A 15,593-nucleotide genomic window follows, 5' to 3' on the forward strand; every position below is an offset into this window, starting at 1 on the left:
CGTCTCCACAGGACGCACGCTGTCAACCGGCAGTGGGAGACCGGGCACGGTCCGGACGGTCGCCCGCGGAAGGTCGAGGCGTTCCGCTTCGACACCCGGGAGATGACGGACCCGCTGCGCGACGCGGTCCTCGGCGCCGGGTGGATCTGGCGCGGAGTGGTCAGGCTCTGAACAGGCGACGACGGTGCGCCGCGGGGCGCCGTCCCGGCCCCGCGGCCCGGGGCAGTCCGTCCACGGCTTTGATCTACGTCACCCCGGGGGTATTCTCTCCGGCTCGATTGGCCAGCCCCCCATCGCCTATGGCAGACTGGCCGAGTTGCTCGGTCGAGTGTTGATGCTGCGCGCCTCCCGCCGGGAGGACCGGAAGCGAGTCCCACAGTACTCGTCGCCCTAACTGCCTCACGGCAGCGCTGGGGCGGACGTACGGGAATCTTCCGGGAAGTGTGGGCGCGGCACCGGCCAGGCGCCCGGTGGGCCACGCGTCGGCAGGACGGACGCGTACTCCCGGTCCTGCGGTTCCGGACGGGCCGCACTCCCACGCAGGGATGTTGGAACAAGGGACATCTGTGTCAGCGGGAGCGCGACACGCCCGACCGCGTGGGTCGGAGAGAGCCAAGGGAAACCAGGGAAACACCGGGTTCCAGAGCGTGAGAAGAGACAGGACTACGAAGTAGCCATGGCGGGACAGAAGATCCGCATCCGGCTCAAGGCCTACGACCACGAGGTCATCGACTCCTCGGCGAAGAAGATCGTCGAGACGGTGACCCGTACCGGTGCGTCGGTCGCGGGCCCGGTGCCGCTGCCCACTGAGAAGAACGTGTACTGCGTCATCAAGTCGCCGCACAAGTACAAGGACTCGCGCGAGCACTTCGAGATGCGCACGCACAAGCGCCTGATCGACATCCTCGACCCGACCCCCAAGACCGTTGACTCTCTGATGCGACTCGACCTGCCGGCCGGTGTCGACATCGAGATCAAGCTCTGAGGCTGGTGGGCTGAGAATGGCTAAGCAGATCAAGGGCATCCTGGGCGAGAAGCTCGGCATGACGCAGGTGTGGGACGAGAACAACCGTGTTGTTCCGGTCACCGTCGTCAAGGCCAGCCCCAACGTCGTGACCCAGGTTCGTACCAACGACGTCGACGGCTACGAGTCGGTCCAGATCGCCTTCGGCGAGATCGACCCGCGCAAGGTGAACAAGCCCCTCAAGGGCCACTTCGCCAAGGCCGACGTCACCCCCCGTCGTCACCTCGTCGAGATCCGCACCGCGGACGCCTCCGAGTACACGCTGGGCCAGGAGATCACCGCCGAGGTGTTCGAGGCCGGCGTGAAGGTCGACGTCACCGGCAAGAGCAAGGGCAAGGGCTTCGCCGGTGTCATGAAGCGTCACAACTTCGGTGGCCTCGGCGCCGGTCACGGCACCCAGCGCAAGCACCGCTCTCCCGGTTCCATCGGTGGCTGCGCCACCCCGGGCCGTGTGTTCAAGGGCCTCCGCATGGCGGGTCGCATGGGCAACGAGCGGGTCACCACCCAGAACCTGACCGTCCACGCCGTTGACGCGGAGAAGGGTCTGCTGCTCATCAAGGGCGCGGTTCCCGGTCCGAACGGCGGCCTCGTCCTGGTCCGCACCGCGGCCAAGGGGGCCTGAGGTAACCGATGAGCACTGTTGACATCCTTTCGCCGGCGGGCGAGAAGGCCGGTTCCGTCGAGCTCCCCGCGGAGATCTTCGGCGTTGAGAAGGTCAGCGTTCCGCTGATCCACCAGGTCGTCGTCGCGCAGCTGGCCGCCGCCCGTCAGGGCACGCACAAGACCAAGACCCGCGGCGAGGTCCGTGGCGGCGGCAAGAAGCCGTACCGCCAGAAGGGCACCGGTCGCGCCCGTCAGGGTTCGACCCGCGCTCCGCAGTTCGCCGGTGGTGGCGTCGTGCACGGTCCCGTGCCGCGCGACTACTCGCAGCGGACCCCCAAGAAGATGAAGGCCGCGGCCCTGCGCCACGCCCTCACCGACCGGGCCCGCCACAACCGCATCCACGTCGTCAGCGGCGTGGTCGAGGGCGAGATCTCCACCAAGGCCGCCAAGACGCTGTTCGGCAAGATCAGCGAGCGCAAGAACCTGCTGCTCGTCGCCGACCGCTCCGACGAGGCCGCGTGGCTGTCCGCCCGCAACCTGCCCCAGGTCCACATCCTGGAGCCGGGCCAGCTGAACACGTACGACGTTCTCGTCTCGGACGACGTGGTCTTCACCAAGGCCGCTTTCGAGTCCTTCGTCGCCGGCCCGAACAAGGCCAACGACACCGAAGGGAGCGAGGCCTGATGGCTACGCGTCACCCCTCCATCGCCTCGAAGGCCGCCAAGGCCGCCAAGGCCGCGCGCGTCGCCAAGGCGCGTCGCCACGCCGCCGAGGGCAAGAACACCGTCGAGACCCCGCTGAGCAAGTCGTACACGGACCCCCGTGACGTCCTGCTCAAGCCGGTCGTGTCGGAGAAGAGCTACGCGCTCCTCGACGAGAACAAGTACACGTTCATCGTCGACCCGCGGGCCAACAAGACCCAGATCAAGGAGGCCGTCCAGGCGGTCTTCGAGGTCAAGGTCACCGGGGTCAACACGATCAACCGCCAGGGCAAGCGCAAGCGGACCCGCACCGGCTTCGGCCAGCGCGCCGCCACCAAGCGCGCGATCGTGACCCTCGCCGAGGGCGACCGTATCGACATCTTCGGCGGTCCGACCGCGTAAGCGCGTCGGATCGTCCGATATCGGACGAGGACTGAGAAATGGGAATCCGCAAGTACAAGCCGACTACGCCGGGCCGTCGTGGCGCCAGCGTCGCCGACTTCGTCGAGGTCACGCGGTCCACGCCGGAGAAGTCGCTGGTCCGTCCCCTGCACAGCAAGGGCGGCCGTAACAATTCCGGTCGTGTGACCGTTCGCCACCAGGGTGGCGGACACAAGCGCGCCTACCGCGTGATCGACTTCCGTCGTCACGACAAGGACGGCGTGCCGGCGAAGGTCGCGCACATCGAGTACGACCCCAACCGCACCGCGCGCATCGCGCTGCTGCACTACGCGGACGGCGAGAAGCGCTACATCCTCGCGCCGCGTGGCCTGTCGCAGGGCGACCGCGTCGAGAACGGTCCCGGGGCCGACATCAAGCCGGGCAACAACCTGGCCCTGCGCAACATCCCGGTCGGTACGACGCTGCACGCGATCGAGCTCCGTCCGGGCGGCGGCGCCAAGTTCGCCCGCTCCGCCGGTGCCTCCGTGCAGCTGCTCGCGAAGGAGGGCTCGATGGCCCACCTCCGCATGCCCTCCGGTGAGATCCGCCTGGTCGACCAGCGCTGCCGCGCCACGGTCGGCGAGGTCGGCAACGCCGAGCAGAGCAACATCAACTGGGGCAAGGCCGGCCGCAAGCGCTGGCTGGGCGTCCGCCCGACCGTTCGCGGTGTGGCGATGAACCCGGTTGACCACCCCCACGGTGGTGGTGAGGGCAAGACCTCGGGTGGCCGCCACCCGGTCAGCCCCTGGGGTCAGAAGGAAGGTCGTACTCGTTCTCCCAAGAAGGCGAGCAACAAGTACATCGTCCGCCGCCGCAAGACGAACAAGAAGCGCTAAGGACGGGTTGAGATGCCTCGTAGCTTGAAGAAGGGGCCTTTCGTCGACGACCACCTGATGAAGAAGGTGGACGCCCAGAACGAAGCCGGCACCAAGAACGTCATCAAGACCTGGTCCCGTCGCTCCATGATCGTCCCGGCCATGCTGGGCCACACGATCGCGGTGCACAACGGCAAGACCCACATCCCGGTGTTCGTCACCGAGTCGATGGTCGGCCACAAGCTCGGCGAGTTCTCGCCGACGCGCACCTTCCGGGGTCACGTCAAGGAAGACCGGAAGTCGAAGCGCCGCTAGCAGCGGATCGCATTCAGACACGTAAGTAACTGAAGGGACAACCATGGAAGCCAGGGCCCAGGCGCGGTACATCCGCGTCACGCCCATGAAGGCCCGCCGCGTGGTGGACCTCATCCGTGGCATGGACGCCACGGAGGCCCAGGCTGTTCTGCGATTCGCTCCGCAGGCAGCCTCCGTGCCCGTCGGCAAGGTGCTGGACAGCGCCATCGCCAACGCCGCGCACAACTACGACCACACCGACGCCGACAGCCTCTACATCTCCGAGGCGTACGTCGACGAGGGCCCGACCCTGAAGCGGTTCCGTCCGCGTGCCCAGGGCCGTGCCTACCGGATCCGCAAGCGGACCAGCCACATCACCGTGGTCGTCAGCAGCAAGGAAGGAACCCGGTAATGGGCCAGAAGGTAAACCCGCACGGGTTCCGGCTCGGTGTCACGACCGACTTCAAGTCGCGTTGGTACGCCGACAAGCTGTACAAGGACTACGTCAAGGAAGACGTCGCCATCCGTCGGATGATGACGTCCGGCATGGAGCGCGCCGGCATCTCCAAGGTGGAGATCGAGCGCACCCGTGACCGCGTGCGGGTGGACATCCACACCGCTCGTCCGGGCATCGTCATCGGCCGCCGTGGCGCCGAGGCCGACCGCATCCGCGGCGACCTCGAGAAGCTCACCGGCAAGCAGGTCCAGCTGAACATCCTCGAGGTCAAGAGCCCCGAGACGGACGCTCAGCTGGTGGCCCAGGCCGTCGCCGAGCAGCTCTCCTCCCGCGTCTCCTTCCGCCGTGCCATGCGCAAGAGCATGCAGGGCACCATGAAGGCCGGCGCCAAGGGCATCAAGATCCAGTGCGGTGGCCGCCTCGGCGGCGCCGAGATGTCCCGCTCGGAGTTCTACCGCGAGGGCCGCGTGCCCCTGCACACCCTCCGGGCGAACGTGGACTACGGCTTCTTCGAGGCCAAGACGACCTTCGGCCGCATCGGCGTGAAGGTCTGGATCTACAAGGGCGACGTCAAGAACATCGCCGAGGTCCGCGCCGAGAACGCCGCCGCCCGTGCGGGCAACCGCCCGTCCCGCGGTGGCGCCGACCGCCCGGCCCGTGGTGGCCGCGGTGGCGAGCGGCGCGGTCGCAAGCCGCAGCAGCAGCAGGCTCCGGCCGCCGAGGCCCCCAAGGCCGAGGCCCCGGCCGCTGCCGCTCCGGCTGAGAGCACCGGAACGGAGGCCTGACCGACATGCTGATCCCCCGTAGGGTCAAGCACCGCAAGCAGCACCACCCGAAGCGCAGCGGCGCTGCCAAGGGCGGCACGCAGGTTGCGTTCGGCGAGTACGGCATCCAGGCGCTGACCCCGGCGTACGTGACGAACCGCCAGATCGAGGCGGCTCGTATCGCCATGACCCGTCACATCAAGCGTGGCGGCAAGGTCTGGATCAACATCTACCCGGACCGCCCCCTCACCAAGAAGCCCGCCGAGACCCGCATGGGTTCCGGTAAGGGTTCCCCGGAGTGGTGGGTCGCGAACGTCAAGCCCGGACGCGTGATGTTCGAGCTGTCGTACCCCAACGAGAAGATCGCCCGTGAGGCGCTGCTTCGTGCGGCCCACAAGCTGCCGATGAAGTGCCGGATCGTCAAGCGCGAGGCAGGTGAAGCGTGATGTCGGCCGGTACCAAGGCGTCCGAGCTGCGCGAGCTGGGCAACGAGGAGCTTCTGGGCAAGCTCCGCGAGGCCAAGGAAGAGCTGTTCAACCTCCGCTTCCAGGCGGCGACGGGTCAGCTCGAGAACCATGGCCGTCTCAAGGCGGTCCGCAAGGACATCGCCCGGATCTACACCCTCATGCGTGAGCGTGAGCTCGGCATCGAGACGGTGGAGAACGCCTGATGAGCGAGAACAACGTGACTGAGCAGAACACCGAAGCGCGCGGCTTCCGCAAGACCCGTGAGGGTTACGTCGTCAGCGACAAGATGGACAAGACCGTCGTCGTCGCCGTCGAGGACCGCGTCAAGCACGCGCTGTACGGCAAGGTCATCCGCCGTACCAACAAGCTCAAGGCGCACGACGAGCAGAACGCCGCGGGTGTCGGCGACCGCGTCCTCCTGATGGAGACCCGGCCGCTGTCCGCGACGAAGCGCTGGCGCGTCGTCGAGATCCTCGAGAAGGCCAAGTAAGTCTCCTGCGGGGCATCCCTCGCAGGACAGTTCCGCCAGGCTCCGGGGGCCGCTCGGTGAGCGGCCCCCGGGGAACCGGCAGACATTCAGGAGATAGACGTGATCCAGCAGGAGTCGCGACTGCGTGTCGCCGACAACACTGGTGCGAAGGAGATCCTTTGCATCCGTGTGCTCGGTGGCTCCGGTCGCCGCTACGCGGGCATCGGTGACGTCATCGTCGCCACCGTCAAGGACGCGATCCCCGGTGGCAACGTGAAGAAGGGTGACGTCGTCAAGGCGGTCATCGTTCGCACCGTCAAGGAGCGCCGCCGTCCGGACGGCTCGTACATCCGCTTCGACGAGAACGCCGCTGTCATTCTCAAGAACGACGGCGACCCTCGTGGCACCCGTATCTTCGGCCCCGTCGGCCGTGAGCTGCGCGAGAAGAAGTTCATGAAGATCATCTCCCTCGCGCCGGAGGTGCTGTGAGCATGAAGATCAAGAAGGGTGACCTGGTCCAGGTCATCACCGGCAAGGACAAGGGCAAGCAGGGCAAGGTCATTGCCGCTTACCCGCGCGACGAGCGCGTCCTGGTCGAGGGTGTCAACCGGGTCAAGAAGCACACCAAGGCCGGGCCGACCGCTCGCGGTTCGCAGGCCGGCGGCATCGTCACCACCGAGGCGCCGATCCACGTCTCCAACGTCCAGCTGGTCGTGGAGAAGGACGGCAAGAAGGTCGTGACCCGCGTCGGTTACCGCTTCGACGAGAACGGCAACAAGATCCGCGTTGCCAAGCGGACGGGTGAGGACATCTGATGGCTACCACCACTGCCCCGCGTCTGAAGCAGAAGTACCGCGACGAGATCGCCCCGAAGCTGCGTGACGAGTTCAAGTTCGAGAACGTCATGCAGATCCCGGGCCTCGTCAAGATCGTGGTCAACATGGGTGTGGGCGACGCCGCCCGCGACTCCAAGCTGATCGAGGGCGCCATCCGCGACCTCGCCACGATCACCGGTCAGAAGCCGGCCGTCACCAAGGCCCGCAAGTCCATCGCGCAGTTCAAGCTGCGTGAGGGTCAGCCGATCGGTGCCCATGTCACGCTCCGTGGCGACCGCATGTGGGAGTTCCTGGACCGCACCCTGTCGCTCGCGCTGCCGCGCATCCGCGACTTCCGCGGCCTGTCCCCCAAGCAGTTCGACGGCCGTGGCAACTACACCTTCGGTCTCACGGAACAGGTCATGTTCCACGAGATCGACCAGGACAAGATCGACCGCGTCCGGGGTATGGACATCACCGTGGTCACCACGGCGACCAACGACGCTGAGGGCCGCGCGCTCCTCCGTCACCTCGGCTTCCCGTTCAAGGAGGCGTGAGCGAGATGGCGAAGAAGGCTCTGATCGCTAAGGCTGCTCGCAAGCCCAAGTTCGGTGTGCGTGGCTACACGCGCTGCCAGCGCTGCGGCCGTCCGCACTCCGTGTACCGCAAGTTCGGCCTGTGCCGCGTGTGCCTTCGTGAGATGGCTCACCGTGGCGAGCTGCCGGGCGTGACCAAGAGCTCCTGGTAATCCCCCGTTTGAGGGGTTCCGGAAGCTCTCGGTAAGTAGATAGGGCGGACAGACGCCCAGCTCACATGCCTTAGGCTTGTGGGGTTGGGCGTCTGTCGCCGCCCGTACGACTTACTACGCCGTAGGTCCACCGCGCCGCACCCGTCCCGTCTCGGATCGGGGAGAGGGATGGCGCACCAGGAAACCCCGGCGAGAGAGGCCGAAGGCCAATTCATGACCATGACTGATCCGATCGCAGACATGCTCACGCGTCTGCGGAACGCGAACTCGGCATACCACGACACCGTGTCCATGCCGCACTCGAAGATCAAGTCGCACATCGCGGAGATCCTCCAGCAGGAGGGCTTCATCACGGGCTGGAAGACCGAGGACGCCGAGGTCGGCAAGAACCTCGTCCTCGAGCTGAAGTACGGCCCGAACCGTGAGCGCTCCATCGCGGGCATCAAGCGGATCTCCAAGCCCGGTCTCCGGGTGTACGCGAAGTCCACCAACCTGCCGAAGGTGCTCGGCGGCCTCGGCGTGGCGATCATCTCCACGTCGCACGGGCTCCTCACCGACAAGCAGGCCGGCAAGAAGGGCGTGGGTGGGGAAGTCCTCGCCTACGTCTGGTAACGGAAGGGAACGGAGGAAACAGCTATGTCGCGCATCGGCAAGCTCCCCATCGCGGTTCCCGCCGGCGTGGACGTCACCATCGACGGCCGTACGGTCTCGGTCAAGGGCCCCAAGGGCTCGCTGACCCACACCGTCGCCGCGCCGATCGAGATCGCCAAGGGCGAGGACAACACCCTCCAGGTGACCCGCCCCAACGACGAGCGTCAGAACAAGGCTCTCCACGGCCTGTCCCGCACGCTGGTGGCGAACATGATCACCGGCGTGACCCAGGGTTACGTGAAGAAGCTCGAGATCAGCGGTGTCGGTTACCGCGTGACGGCCAAGGGCTCGAACCTCGAGTTCGCGCTCGGCTACAGCCACCCGATCACCGTCGAGGCGCCCGAGGGCATCACCTTCAAGGTGGAGAACCCGACCCGCTTCTCGGTCGAGGGCATCGACAAGCAGAAGGTCGGCGAGGTTGCGGCCAACATCCGCAAGCTGCGCAAGCCCGACCCGTACAAGGCCAAGGGCGTCAAGTACGAGGGCGAAGTCATCCGCCGCAAGGTCGGAAAGGCGGGTAAGTAAGCCATGGCATACGGGCAGAAGATCCTCAAGGGCGACGCCTACAAGCGCGCCGCGATCAAGCGCCGCCACATCCGGATCCGCAAGCGGATCTCCGGTACGGCGGAGCGCCCCCGTCTGGTCGTGACCCGCTCCAACCGCCACATCGTGGCGCAGGTGATCGACGACCTCAAGGGCCACACCCTGGCGTCGGCGTCCACGCTGGACACGTCGATCCGCGGCGGCGAGGGCGACAAGTCGGCGCAGGCCAAGCAGGTCGGCGCCCTGGTCGCCGAGCGTGCCAGGGCCGCCGGTGTCGAGGCCGTCGTGTTCGACCGTGGTGGCAACCAGTACGCCGGGCGCATCGCCGCTCTGGCGGACGCCGCCCGCGAGGCCGGGCTCAAGTTCTGAGCCGCTTGTAGCTAGCGGAAAGAGAGAGGTAATCCAATGGCTGGACCCCAGCGCCGCGGTGGCGGTGCCGGTGGCGGCGAGCGGCGGGACCGGAAGGGCCGTGACGGCGGCGCAGCTGCCGCCGAGAAGACCGCGTACGTTGAGCGCGTCGTCGCGATCAACCGCGTCGCCAAGGTTGTGAAGGGTGGTCGTCGCTTCAGCTTCACCGCGCTGGTCGTGGTGGGCGACGGTGACGGCACCGTGGGTGTCGGATACGGCAAGGCCAAGGAGGTGCCGGCCGCCATCGCCAAGGGCGTCGAGGAGGCCAAGAAGCACTTCTTCAAGGTCCCCCGGATCCAGGGCACCATCCCGCACCCGATCCAGGGTGAGAAGGCTGCCGGCGTCGTGCTGCTCAAGCCCGCGTCCCCCGGTACCGGCGTCATCGCCGGTGGTCCGGTGCGCGCCGTGCTCGAGTGCGCCGGCATCCACGACATCCTGTCGAAGTCGCTCGGCTCCGACAACGCCATCAACATCGTGCACGCCACCGTGGCGGCCCTGAAGGGCCTGCAGCGTCCCGAGGAGGTCGCGGCCCGCCGTGGCCTGCCGCTCGAGGACGTCGCTCCCGCGGCTCTCCTGCGTGCGCGTGCCGGGGCGGGTGCGTAATCATGGCTCAGCTCAAGATCACGCAGGTCAAGTCCTACATCGGCAGCAAGCAGAACCACCGCGACACCCTGCGTTCCCTGGGCCTCAAGCGCCTGGGTGACGTGGTCGTCAAGGAGGACCGTCCCGAGTTCCGCGGCATGGTGCACACCGTCCGCCACCTCGTGACGGTCGAGGAGGTCGACTGATCATGGCGGAGCAGAACCCGCTCAAGATCCACAACCTCCGTCCCGCCCCGGGTGCCAAGACCGCCAAGACCCGTGTCGGTCGTGGTGAGGCCTCGAAGGGTAAGACGGCCGGTCGTGGTACCAAGGGCACGAAGGCCCGCTACCAGGTTCCGGAGAGCTTCGAGGGCGGCCAGATGCCGCTGCACATGCGGCTCCCGAAGCTGAAGGGCTTCAAGAACCCGTTCAAGACCGAGTACCAGGTCGTGAACCTCGACAAGCTGGCCGCGCTCTACCCCGAGGGTGGCGAGGTCACGGTCGAGGACCTGGTGGCCAAGGGCGCCGTTCGCAAGAACAGCCTGGTCAAGGTCCTGGGCCAGGGCGAGGTCTCCGTGGCGCTGCAGGTGACGGTGGACGCCGTCTCCGGCTCCGCCAAGGAGAAGATCACCGCCGCCGGCGGTTCCGTCACCGAGCTCGTCTGAGTTCCTTGGACGTCTCCTCGATGACGTAAGCGTCCCGACCGGGGATACCTCACAATGAGGTATCCCCGGTTGGTCGTTCCTAGGGGGCAGTGTCGCCGGTAAGGTGGCCTGCACTGTTTCTTTTCGTCGAACCTCAAGACCGTCACCCTTGACGCACTGGCGCGGGGGTCGCAGGAGGCACCGTGCTCACCGGCTTCGCCCGGGCGTTCAGGACGCCCGACCTGCGCAAGAAGCTGCTCTTCACACTCGGCATCATCGTGGTGTACCGCGTCGGTACCCACATCCCGATCCCGGGCGTCAACTACAAGGCCGTCCAGCAGTGTGTGGCCGAGGCCTCCGGCAACCAGGGGCTCTTCGGTCTGGTCAACATGTTCAGCGGCGGCGCGCTGCTCCAGATCACGGTCTTCGCCCTCGGGATCATGCCGTACATCACGGCGAGCATCATCCTGCAGCTGCTGACCGTGGTGATCCCCCGCCTGGAAGCCCTCAAGAAGGAGGGCCAGTCCGGTACGGCCAAGATCACCCAGTACACCCGCTACCTGACGGTGGCGCTGGCCATCCTGCAGGGCACCGGCCTGGTGGCCACCGCCCGCAGCGGCGCCCTGTTCTCCGGGTGCACGGTCGCGGGCAACATCGTTCCCGAGCGGGCGATCTTCAACACGATCGTCATGGTGGTCTGCATGACCGCCGGCACGGCCGTGGTCATGTGGCTCGGTGAGCTCATCACCGACCGCGGCATCGGCAACGGCATGTCGATCCTGATGTTCATCTCGATCGCCGCGACGTTCCCGTCCGCGCTGTGGGCCATCAAGAAGCAGGGCACCCTGGCCGGCGGCTGGATCGAGTTCGGCACCGTGATCCTGGTCGGCCTGGTCATGGTCGGTCTGGTCGTCTTCGTCGAGCAGGCCCAGCGCCGCATCCCGGTGCAGTACGCGAAGCGCATGATCGGCCGACGTTCCTACGGCGGTACGTCCACGTACATCCCGCTCAAGGTCAACCAGGCCGGTGTGATCCCGGTCATCTTCGCGTCGTCGCTGCTCTACATCCCGGCGCTCCTCGCCCAGTTCGCGGGTGGCAACTCGGGTTGGAAGACCTGGGTCCAGCAGAACCTGACCAAGGGCGATCACCCGCTTTACATCACTATGTACTTCTTGCTCATCGTGTTCTTCGCGTTCTTCTACGTGGCGATCTCCTTCAACCCCGAGGAAGTCGCGGACAACATGAAGAAGTATGGTGGCTTCATCCCGGGCATCCGGGCTGGCCGACCGACCGCTGAGTATCTGTCGTATGTGCTCAACCGGATCACCTGGCCGGGTTCGCTGTACCTGGGTCTGATCGCTCTCGTACCGACAATGGCGTTGGTCGGGTTCAACGCGAACCAGAACTTCCCCTTCGGCGGGACCAGCATCCTGATCATCGTGGGTGTCGGCCTCGAGACGGTGAAGCAGATCGAGAGCCAGCTCCAGCAGCGCAATTACGAAGGGTTCCTCCGCTGATGCGAATCGTCCTCGTCGGGCCGCCTGGTGCCGGTAAGGGAACGCAGGCTGTGCGCCTTGCCGAGAAGCTACGCATCCCGCACATCTCCACGGGCGACCTGTTCCGCGCCAACATCAGCCGTCAGACGGAGCTCGGCAAGCTCGCGAAGTCCTACATGGACGCCGGCAACCTCGTGCCGGACGAGGTCACCATCGCCATGGCCAAGGACCGCATGGAGCAGCCCGACGCCGTCGGGGGCTTCCTGCTGGACGGCTTCCCGCGCAACGTCTCCCAGGCGGAGGCGCTGGACGCGCTGCTGCAGGAGGAGAGCATCCAGCTCGACGCGGTGCTCGACCTGGAGGTTCCCGAGGACGAGGTCGTGAAGCGGATCGCCGGCCGGCGGATCTGCCGCAAGGACTCCAGCCACGTCTTCCACGTGACGTACAGCCCGCCGAAGACGGAGGGCGTCTGCGACGTCTGCGGTGGTGAGCTCTACCAGCGGGACGACGACTCCGAGGGCACCGTCCGCAAGCGGCTGGAGGTCTACCACACGCAGACCGAGCCGATCATCGACTACTACAAGGCCCAGGGCCTGGTACGGACGATCTCCGCGCTCGGCCCGGTGGACGAGATCACGCGGCGCGCGCTGGAGGCGCTGAAGCGCGAGGACGTCGCGAAGTAGACGTCACGTCGGGTGCAGCCGCGGTTCCTTCCGAAGGGGCCGCGGCTGTGCTGTGGGCGGGGTGACGCCCGTATGGTTGACAGAGTCGGCCCTCGTTCCGGTCCCAGAAAGGCCCTTCTCCCCATGGTGCAGATCAAGAGCCCCGAGCAGATCGCCAAGATGCGTGCGGCGGGGCTGGTCGTCGCCGCGATCCACGCGGCCACCCGGGAGGCGGCCGTGCCCGGCGCCAGCACCAAGGACCTGGACGAGGTCGCCCGCAAGGTGCTGGCCGAGCACAGCGCCAGGCCGAACTTCCTCGGCTACGGCGGCTTCCCGGCGACGATCTGCACCTCGGTCAACGAGGTGGTCGTCCACGGCATCCCCTCGGAGGACGTCGTCCTCAAGGACGGGGACATCATCTCCATCGACTGCGGCGCGATCGTCGACGGCTGGCACGGGGACGCCGCGTACACGGCGTTCGTGGGCTCCGGTCACGCCCCGGAGCTGGTCGAGCTCTCCCGGGTGACCGAGGAGTCGATGTGGGCCGGGATCGCCGCCATGAAGCAGGGCAACCGGCTGGTCGACATCTCCCGTGCCGTCGAGACGTACATCCGCCGCCAGCCGAAGCCCGGCGGCGGCCGCTACGGGATCATCGAGGACTACGGCGGCCACGGCATCGGCACCGAGATGCACATGGACCCGCACCTGCTGAACTACGTCGACCGGCGGCGCGGCAAGGGCCCCAAGCTGGTCCCCGGCTTCTGCCTGGCCATCGAACCGATGGTGTCCCTGGGCACGGCGAAGACCCGTGTCCTCGAGGACGACTGGACGGTCATCACCACGGACGGCACCTGGTCCTCCCACTGGGAGCACTCGGTCGCCCTGACCGAGCAGGGTCCCCTGGTCCTGACGGCTCCCGACGGAGGCAGGGCCAAGCTGGCGGAGCACGGGATCACGGCGGCGCCCGACCCGCTCGCCTGAGGGCGGTACCGGTCGGCGTCCGCCCCGTCGGGATGAGTTCCGGTGGGGCGGCATGGTGATCTCCGGTGCCGGGCAGGCTTCCCGGATTCGTGTTTCCGGGTGCGCTGACGTAGACTGACTCGTCGGCTCTCGTGCACCCGCATGTCCGCATGCGCCCGCAAGGGAAGCAGAGAGAGTCGATCAAGGTAGTCGATTCGAAGGGCGAAGCGTGGCCAAGAAGCAAGGTGCCATCGAGATCGAGGGCACTGTCGTCGAGTCTCTGCCGAACGCCATGTTCAAGGTCGAGCTCCAGAACGGCCACCAGGTCCTGGCACACATCAGCGGCAAGATGCGTATGCACTACATCCGCATCCTCCCTGACGACCGGGTCGTGGTGGAGCTGTCTCCGTACGACCTGACCCGTGGCCGGATCGTCTACCGGTACAAGTAGATCTTGCCCACGTCCCGTGCCCTTCCTGTGCACGGGGCCGCCGGCAACTGACCCGGAGAACCTCACATCCCATGAAGGTCAAGCCGAGCGTCAAGAAGATCTGCGACAAGTGCAGGGTGATCCGCCGTCACGGCCGGGTCATGGTCATCTGCGAGAACCCGCGCCACAAGCAGCGCCAGGGCTGACGCACGACCGACCGCACCCTCTGCACCTGATTCGCAGGGATTCGCGCGACGCGAGCTGAATATGTTCATACGCAGGGCCCGAGCCTCGGCTCGACACCCCCGGTTCGGAGGCCGGGGACCCGGTTCGTACCTCGTACGGCGGCCGGGATCCGGTCCTGCGGAAGACCTCCGAAGATCACCAGGAGCCATTGAATGGCACGCGTTTCCGGTGTTGACATCCCGCGCGAAAAGCGCGTGGAGATCGCCCTCACCTACGTGTTCGGCATCGGCCGGACCCTGTCCCAGCAGACGCTGGCCGCCACCGGCGTCGACCCGAACACCCGCGTCCGCGACCTGAGCGAAGAGCAGCTCGTCGCGATCCGCGAGTACGTCGACAACAACATCAAGACCGAGGGTGACCTCCGTCGCGAGATCCAGGCCGACATCCGCCGCAAGGTCGAGATCGGCACCTACCAGGGTCTGCGGCACCGCCGTGGCCTGCCCGTCCGTGGTCAGCGCACCAGCACCAACGCCCGTACCCGCAAGGGCCCGCGTCGCGCCATCGCCGGCAAGAAGAAGCCGGGCAAGAAGTAGTCCGCAGCGACACTCGCCGTCCAGCGGTCTTCGCTGTAGGACCGACCACCTCCCGTAGGAGTTTTCGACATGCCCCCCAAGGGACGTCAGGGCGCTGCCAAGAAGGTGCGCCGCAAGGAAAAGAAGAACGTCGCTCACGGCCACGCGCACATCAAGAGCACGTTCAACAACACCATCGTTTCGATCACCGACCCGAGCGGCAACGTGATCTCCTGGGCCTCCGCCGGCCACGTCGGCTTCAAGGGCTCCCGGAAGTCCACGCCGTTCGCCGCGCAGATGGCCGCCGAGTCGGCCGCCCGCCGCGCCCAGGAGCACGGCATGCGCAAGGTCGACGTGTTCGTCAAGGGCCCGGGCTCCGGTCGTGAGACCGCGATCCGCTCCCTGCAGGCCACGGGCCTCGAGGTCGGCTCCATCCAGGACGTCACCCCGACCCCGCACAACGGCTGCCGTCCGCCGAAGCGTCGTCGCGTCTGACGCACGCCTCACGGGCAGCGGGTCCGGGCGGTACGGTCCTTTCGGGCCGTACCGCCCGTACCCTTGCAGTACCCCGTGTTTTTCGGGCACGGGTTCCGTCGGGCGTCATATAGCGGGCGCCCACGACTGAAGGATCTGATCCACACATGCTGATCGCTCAGCGTCCCTCGTTGACCGAAGAGGTCGTCGACGAGTTCCGCTCCCGGTTCGTGATCGAGCCGCTGGAGCCGGGCTTCGGCTACACCCTCGGCAACTCCCTGCGCCGCACCCTCCTGTCGTCGATCCCCGGTGCCGCCGTCACCAGCATCCGCATCGACGGCGTCCTGCACGAGTTCACCACCGTGCCGGGCGTCAAGGAGGACGTCAC

The 15,593-nt window shown here is 66.9% G+C and carries 28 protein-coding genes and 1 pseudogene; all 29 read left to right on the plus strand.

What is annotated here, in order from left to right:
- The first annotated feature begins 676 nt into the window (after window positions 1-676).
- Entirely contained in the window at window positions 677-985 is a 309-nt protein-coding gene (gene rpsJ / locus ACWDUZ_RS13690) for a 30S ribosomal protein S10 (protein WP_003948644.1), read from the plus strand.
- Between the two features lie 16 nt (window positions 986-1,001).
- The gene (gene rplC, locus ACWDUZ_RS13695; RefSeq protein ID WP_306190413.1) at window positions 1,002-1,646 is read left to right on the plus strand and encodes a 50S ribosomal protein L3; all 645 of its coding nucleotides are present in this window, start codon (window positions 1,002-1,004) and stop codon (window positions 1,644-1,646) included.
- 8 nt (window positions 1,647-1,654) lie between these two features.
- Entirely contained in the window at window positions 1,655-2,311 is a 657-nt protein-coding gene (gene rplD, locus ACWDUZ_RS13700) for a 50S ribosomal protein L4 (RefSeq protein ID WP_451631997.1), read from the plus strand.
- Window positions 2,311-2,730, plus strand: a complete 420-nt coding sequence (gene rplW, locus ACWDUZ_RS13705) for a 50S ribosomal protein L23 (protein ID WP_306190415.1) — start codon at window positions 2,311-2,313, stop codon at window positions 2,728-2,730. The genes rplD and rplW overlap by 1 nt, the downstream gene beginning before the upstream one ends.
- A gap of 38 nt (window positions 2,731-2,768) precedes the next feature.
- A complete protein-coding gene (gene rplB, locus ACWDUZ_RS13710; protein ID WP_086726224.1) occupies window positions 2,769-3,605 on the plus strand; it encodes a 50S ribosomal protein L2 in 837 nt (278 codons plus the stop codon).
- A gap of 12 nt (window positions 3,606-3,617) precedes the next feature.
- A complete protein-coding gene (rpsS, locus tag ACWDUZ_RS13715) occupies window positions 3,618-3,899 on the plus strand; it encodes a 30S ribosomal protein S19 (RefSeq protein ID WP_006130777.1) in 282 nt (93 codons plus the stop codon).
- A 43-nt stretch (window positions 3,900-3,942) separates the two neighbouring features.
- Complete coding sequence (gene rplV, locus ACWDUZ_RS13720) at window positions 3,943-4,290, plus strand: 50S ribosomal protein L22 (RefSeq protein ID WP_019329637.1); 348 nt, start codon at window positions 3,943-3,945, stop codon at window positions 4,288-4,290.
- Window positions 4,290-5,120 (plus strand): 30S ribosomal protein S3, encoded by an 831-nt coding sequence (gene rpsC, locus ACWDUZ_RS13725; RefSeq protein ID WP_451631998.1) that lies wholly within the window; start codon window positions 4,290-4,292, stop codon window positions 5,118-5,120. Before rplV ends, rpsC begins: the two co-directional genes overlap by 1 nt.
- Before the next feature lie 5 nt (window positions 5,121-5,125).
- Complete coding sequence (gene rplP / locus ACWDUZ_RS13730) at window positions 5,126-5,545, plus strand: 50S ribosomal protein L16 (protein ID WP_086726221.1); 420 nt, start codon at window positions 5,126-5,128, stop codon at window positions 5,543-5,545.
- Window positions 5,545-5,769 carry a 50S ribosomal protein L29 gene (gene rpmC / locus ACWDUZ_RS13735; protein ID WP_018564811.1) on the plus strand — a complete coding sequence of 75 codons (225 nt, stop codon included), beginning with the start codon at window positions 5,545-5,547 and terminating at the stop codon, window positions 5,767-5,769. Before rplP ends, rpmC begins: the two co-directional genes overlap by 1 nt.
- Entirely contained in the window at window positions 5,769-6,056 is a 288-nt protein-coding gene (rpsQ, locus tag ACWDUZ_RS13740) for a 30S ribosomal protein S17 (protein ID WP_028420769.1), read from the plus strand. Before rpmC ends, rpsQ begins: the two co-directional genes overlap by 1 nt.
- A 99-nt stretch (window positions 6,057-6,155) precedes the next feature.
- A complete protein-coding gene (gene rplN, locus ACWDUZ_RS13745) occupies window positions 6,156-6,524 on the plus strand; it encodes a 50S ribosomal protein L14 (RefSeq protein WP_003998823.1) in 369 nt (122 codons plus the stop codon).
- A gap of 2 nt (window positions 6,525-6,526) precedes the next feature.
- On the plus strand, window positions 6,527-6,850 hold the full coding sequence (gene rplX / locus ACWDUZ_RS13750) for a 50S ribosomal protein L24 (RefSeq protein ID WP_451631999.1): 324 nt from the start codon (window positions 6,527-6,529) through the stop codon (window positions 6,848-6,850).
- Window positions 6,850-7,407 (plus strand): 50S ribosomal protein L5, encoded by a 558-nt coding sequence (rplE, locus tag ACWDUZ_RS13755; RefSeq protein WP_451632000.1) that lies wholly within the window; start codon window positions 6,850-6,852, stop codon window positions 7,405-7,407. Before rplX ends, rplE begins: the two co-directional genes overlap by 1 nt.
- Before the next feature lie 5 nt (window positions 7,408-7,412).
- Entirely contained in the window at window positions 7,413-7,598 is a 186-nt protein-coding gene (locus tag ACWDUZ_RS13760) for a type Z 30S ribosomal protein S14 (protein WP_003948630.1), read from the plus strand.
- A 213-nt stretch (window positions 7,599-7,811) separates the two neighbouring features.
- Window positions 7,812-8,210 (plus strand): 30S ribosomal protein S8, encoded by a 399-nt coding sequence (gene rpsH, locus ACWDUZ_RS13765; protein WP_189703402.1) that lies wholly within the window; start codon window positions 7,812-7,814, stop codon window positions 8,208-8,210.
- A 24-nt stretch (window positions 8,211-8,234) separates the two neighbouring features.
- On the plus strand, window positions 8,235-8,774 hold the full coding sequence (rplF, locus tag ACWDUZ_RS13770; protein ID WP_451632001.1) for a 50S ribosomal protein L6: 540 nt from the start codon (window positions 8,235-8,237) through the stop codon (window positions 8,772-8,774).
- 3 nt (window positions 8,775-8,777) lie between these two features.
- Window positions 8,778-9,161, plus strand: a complete 384-nt coding sequence (gene rplR / locus ACWDUZ_RS13775) for a 50S ribosomal protein L18 (protein WP_389828158.1) — start codon at window positions 8,778-8,780, stop codon at window positions 9,159-9,161.
- A 36-nt stretch (window positions 9,162-9,197) separates the two neighbouring features.
- Window positions 9,198-9,803, plus strand: coding sequence for a 30S ribosomal protein S5 (gene rpsE / locus ACWDUZ_RS13780; RefSeq protein ID WP_007494753.1), 606 nt, complete (start codon window positions 9,198-9,200; stop codon window positions 9,801-9,803).
- Between the two features lie 2 nt (window positions 9,804-9,805).
- Entirely contained in the window at window positions 9,806-9,988 is a 183-nt protein-coding gene (rpmD, locus tag ACWDUZ_RS13785) for a 50S ribosomal protein L30 (RefSeq protein ID WP_030174559.1), read from the plus strand.
- Between the two features lie 2 nt (window positions 9,989-9,990).
- A complete protein-coding gene (gene rplO, locus ACWDUZ_RS13790) occupies window positions 9,991-10,446 on the plus strand; it encodes a 50S ribosomal protein L15 (RefSeq protein WP_361285571.1) in 456 nt (151 codons plus the stop codon).
- A gap of 182 nt (window positions 10,447-10,628) precedes the next feature.
- Window positions 10,629-11,942: a preprotein translocase subunit SecY gene (gene secY / locus ACWDUZ_RS13795; RefSeq protein WP_451632002.1), complete on the plus strand. Its 1,314-nt coding sequence runs from the start codon at window positions 10,629-10,631 to the stop codon at window positions 11,940-11,942.
- Window positions 11,942-12,604, plus strand: coding sequence for an adenylate kinase (locus ACWDUZ_RS13800; protein ID WP_451632003.1), 663 nt, complete (start codon window positions 11,942-11,944; stop codon window positions 12,602-12,604). Before secY ends, ACWDUZ_RS13800 begins: the two co-directional genes overlap by 1 nt.
- A 123-nt stretch (window positions 12,605-12,727) precedes the next feature.
- On the plus strand, window positions 12,728-13,564 hold the full coding sequence (gene map / locus ACWDUZ_RS13805) for a type I methionyl aminopeptidase (protein ID WP_451632004.1): 837 nt from the start codon (window positions 12,728-12,730) through the stop codon (window positions 13,562-13,564).
- Window positions 13,565-13,772: 208 nt separating this feature from the next.
- Window positions 13,773-13,994, plus strand: coding sequence for a translation initiation factor IF-1 (infA, locus tag ACWDUZ_RS13810; RefSeq protein WP_003948620.1), 222 nt, complete (start codon window positions 13,773-13,775; stop codon window positions 13,992-13,994).
- Between the two features lie 71 nt (window positions 13,995-14,065).
- Window positions 14,066-14,179, plus strand: coding sequence for a 50S ribosomal protein L36 (gene rpmJ, locus ACWDUZ_RS13815; protein ID WP_003998809.1), 114 nt, complete (start codon window positions 14,066-14,068; stop codon window positions 14,177-14,179).
- Between the two features lie 192 nt (window positions 14,180-14,371).
- Entirely contained in the window at window positions 14,372-14,752 is a 381-nt protein-coding gene (rpsM, locus tag ACWDUZ_RS13820) for a 30S ribosomal protein S13 (protein WP_004984507.1), read from the plus strand.
- A 69-nt stretch (window positions 14,753-14,821) separates the two neighbouring features.
- Complete coding sequence (gene rpsK, locus ACWDUZ_RS13825; RefSeq protein WP_003956432.1) at window positions 14,822-15,226, plus strand: 30S ribosomal protein S11; 405 nt, start codon at window positions 14,822-14,824, stop codon at window positions 15,224-15,226.
- Window positions 15,227-15,372: 146 nt separating this feature from the next.
- Window positions 15,373-15,593 (plus strand): annotated as a pseudogene (locus ACWDUZ_RS13830) (DNA-directed RNA polymerase subunit alpha); the annotation flags it as partial.

The organism is Streptomyces sp. NPDC003393 (assembly GCF_053589015.1).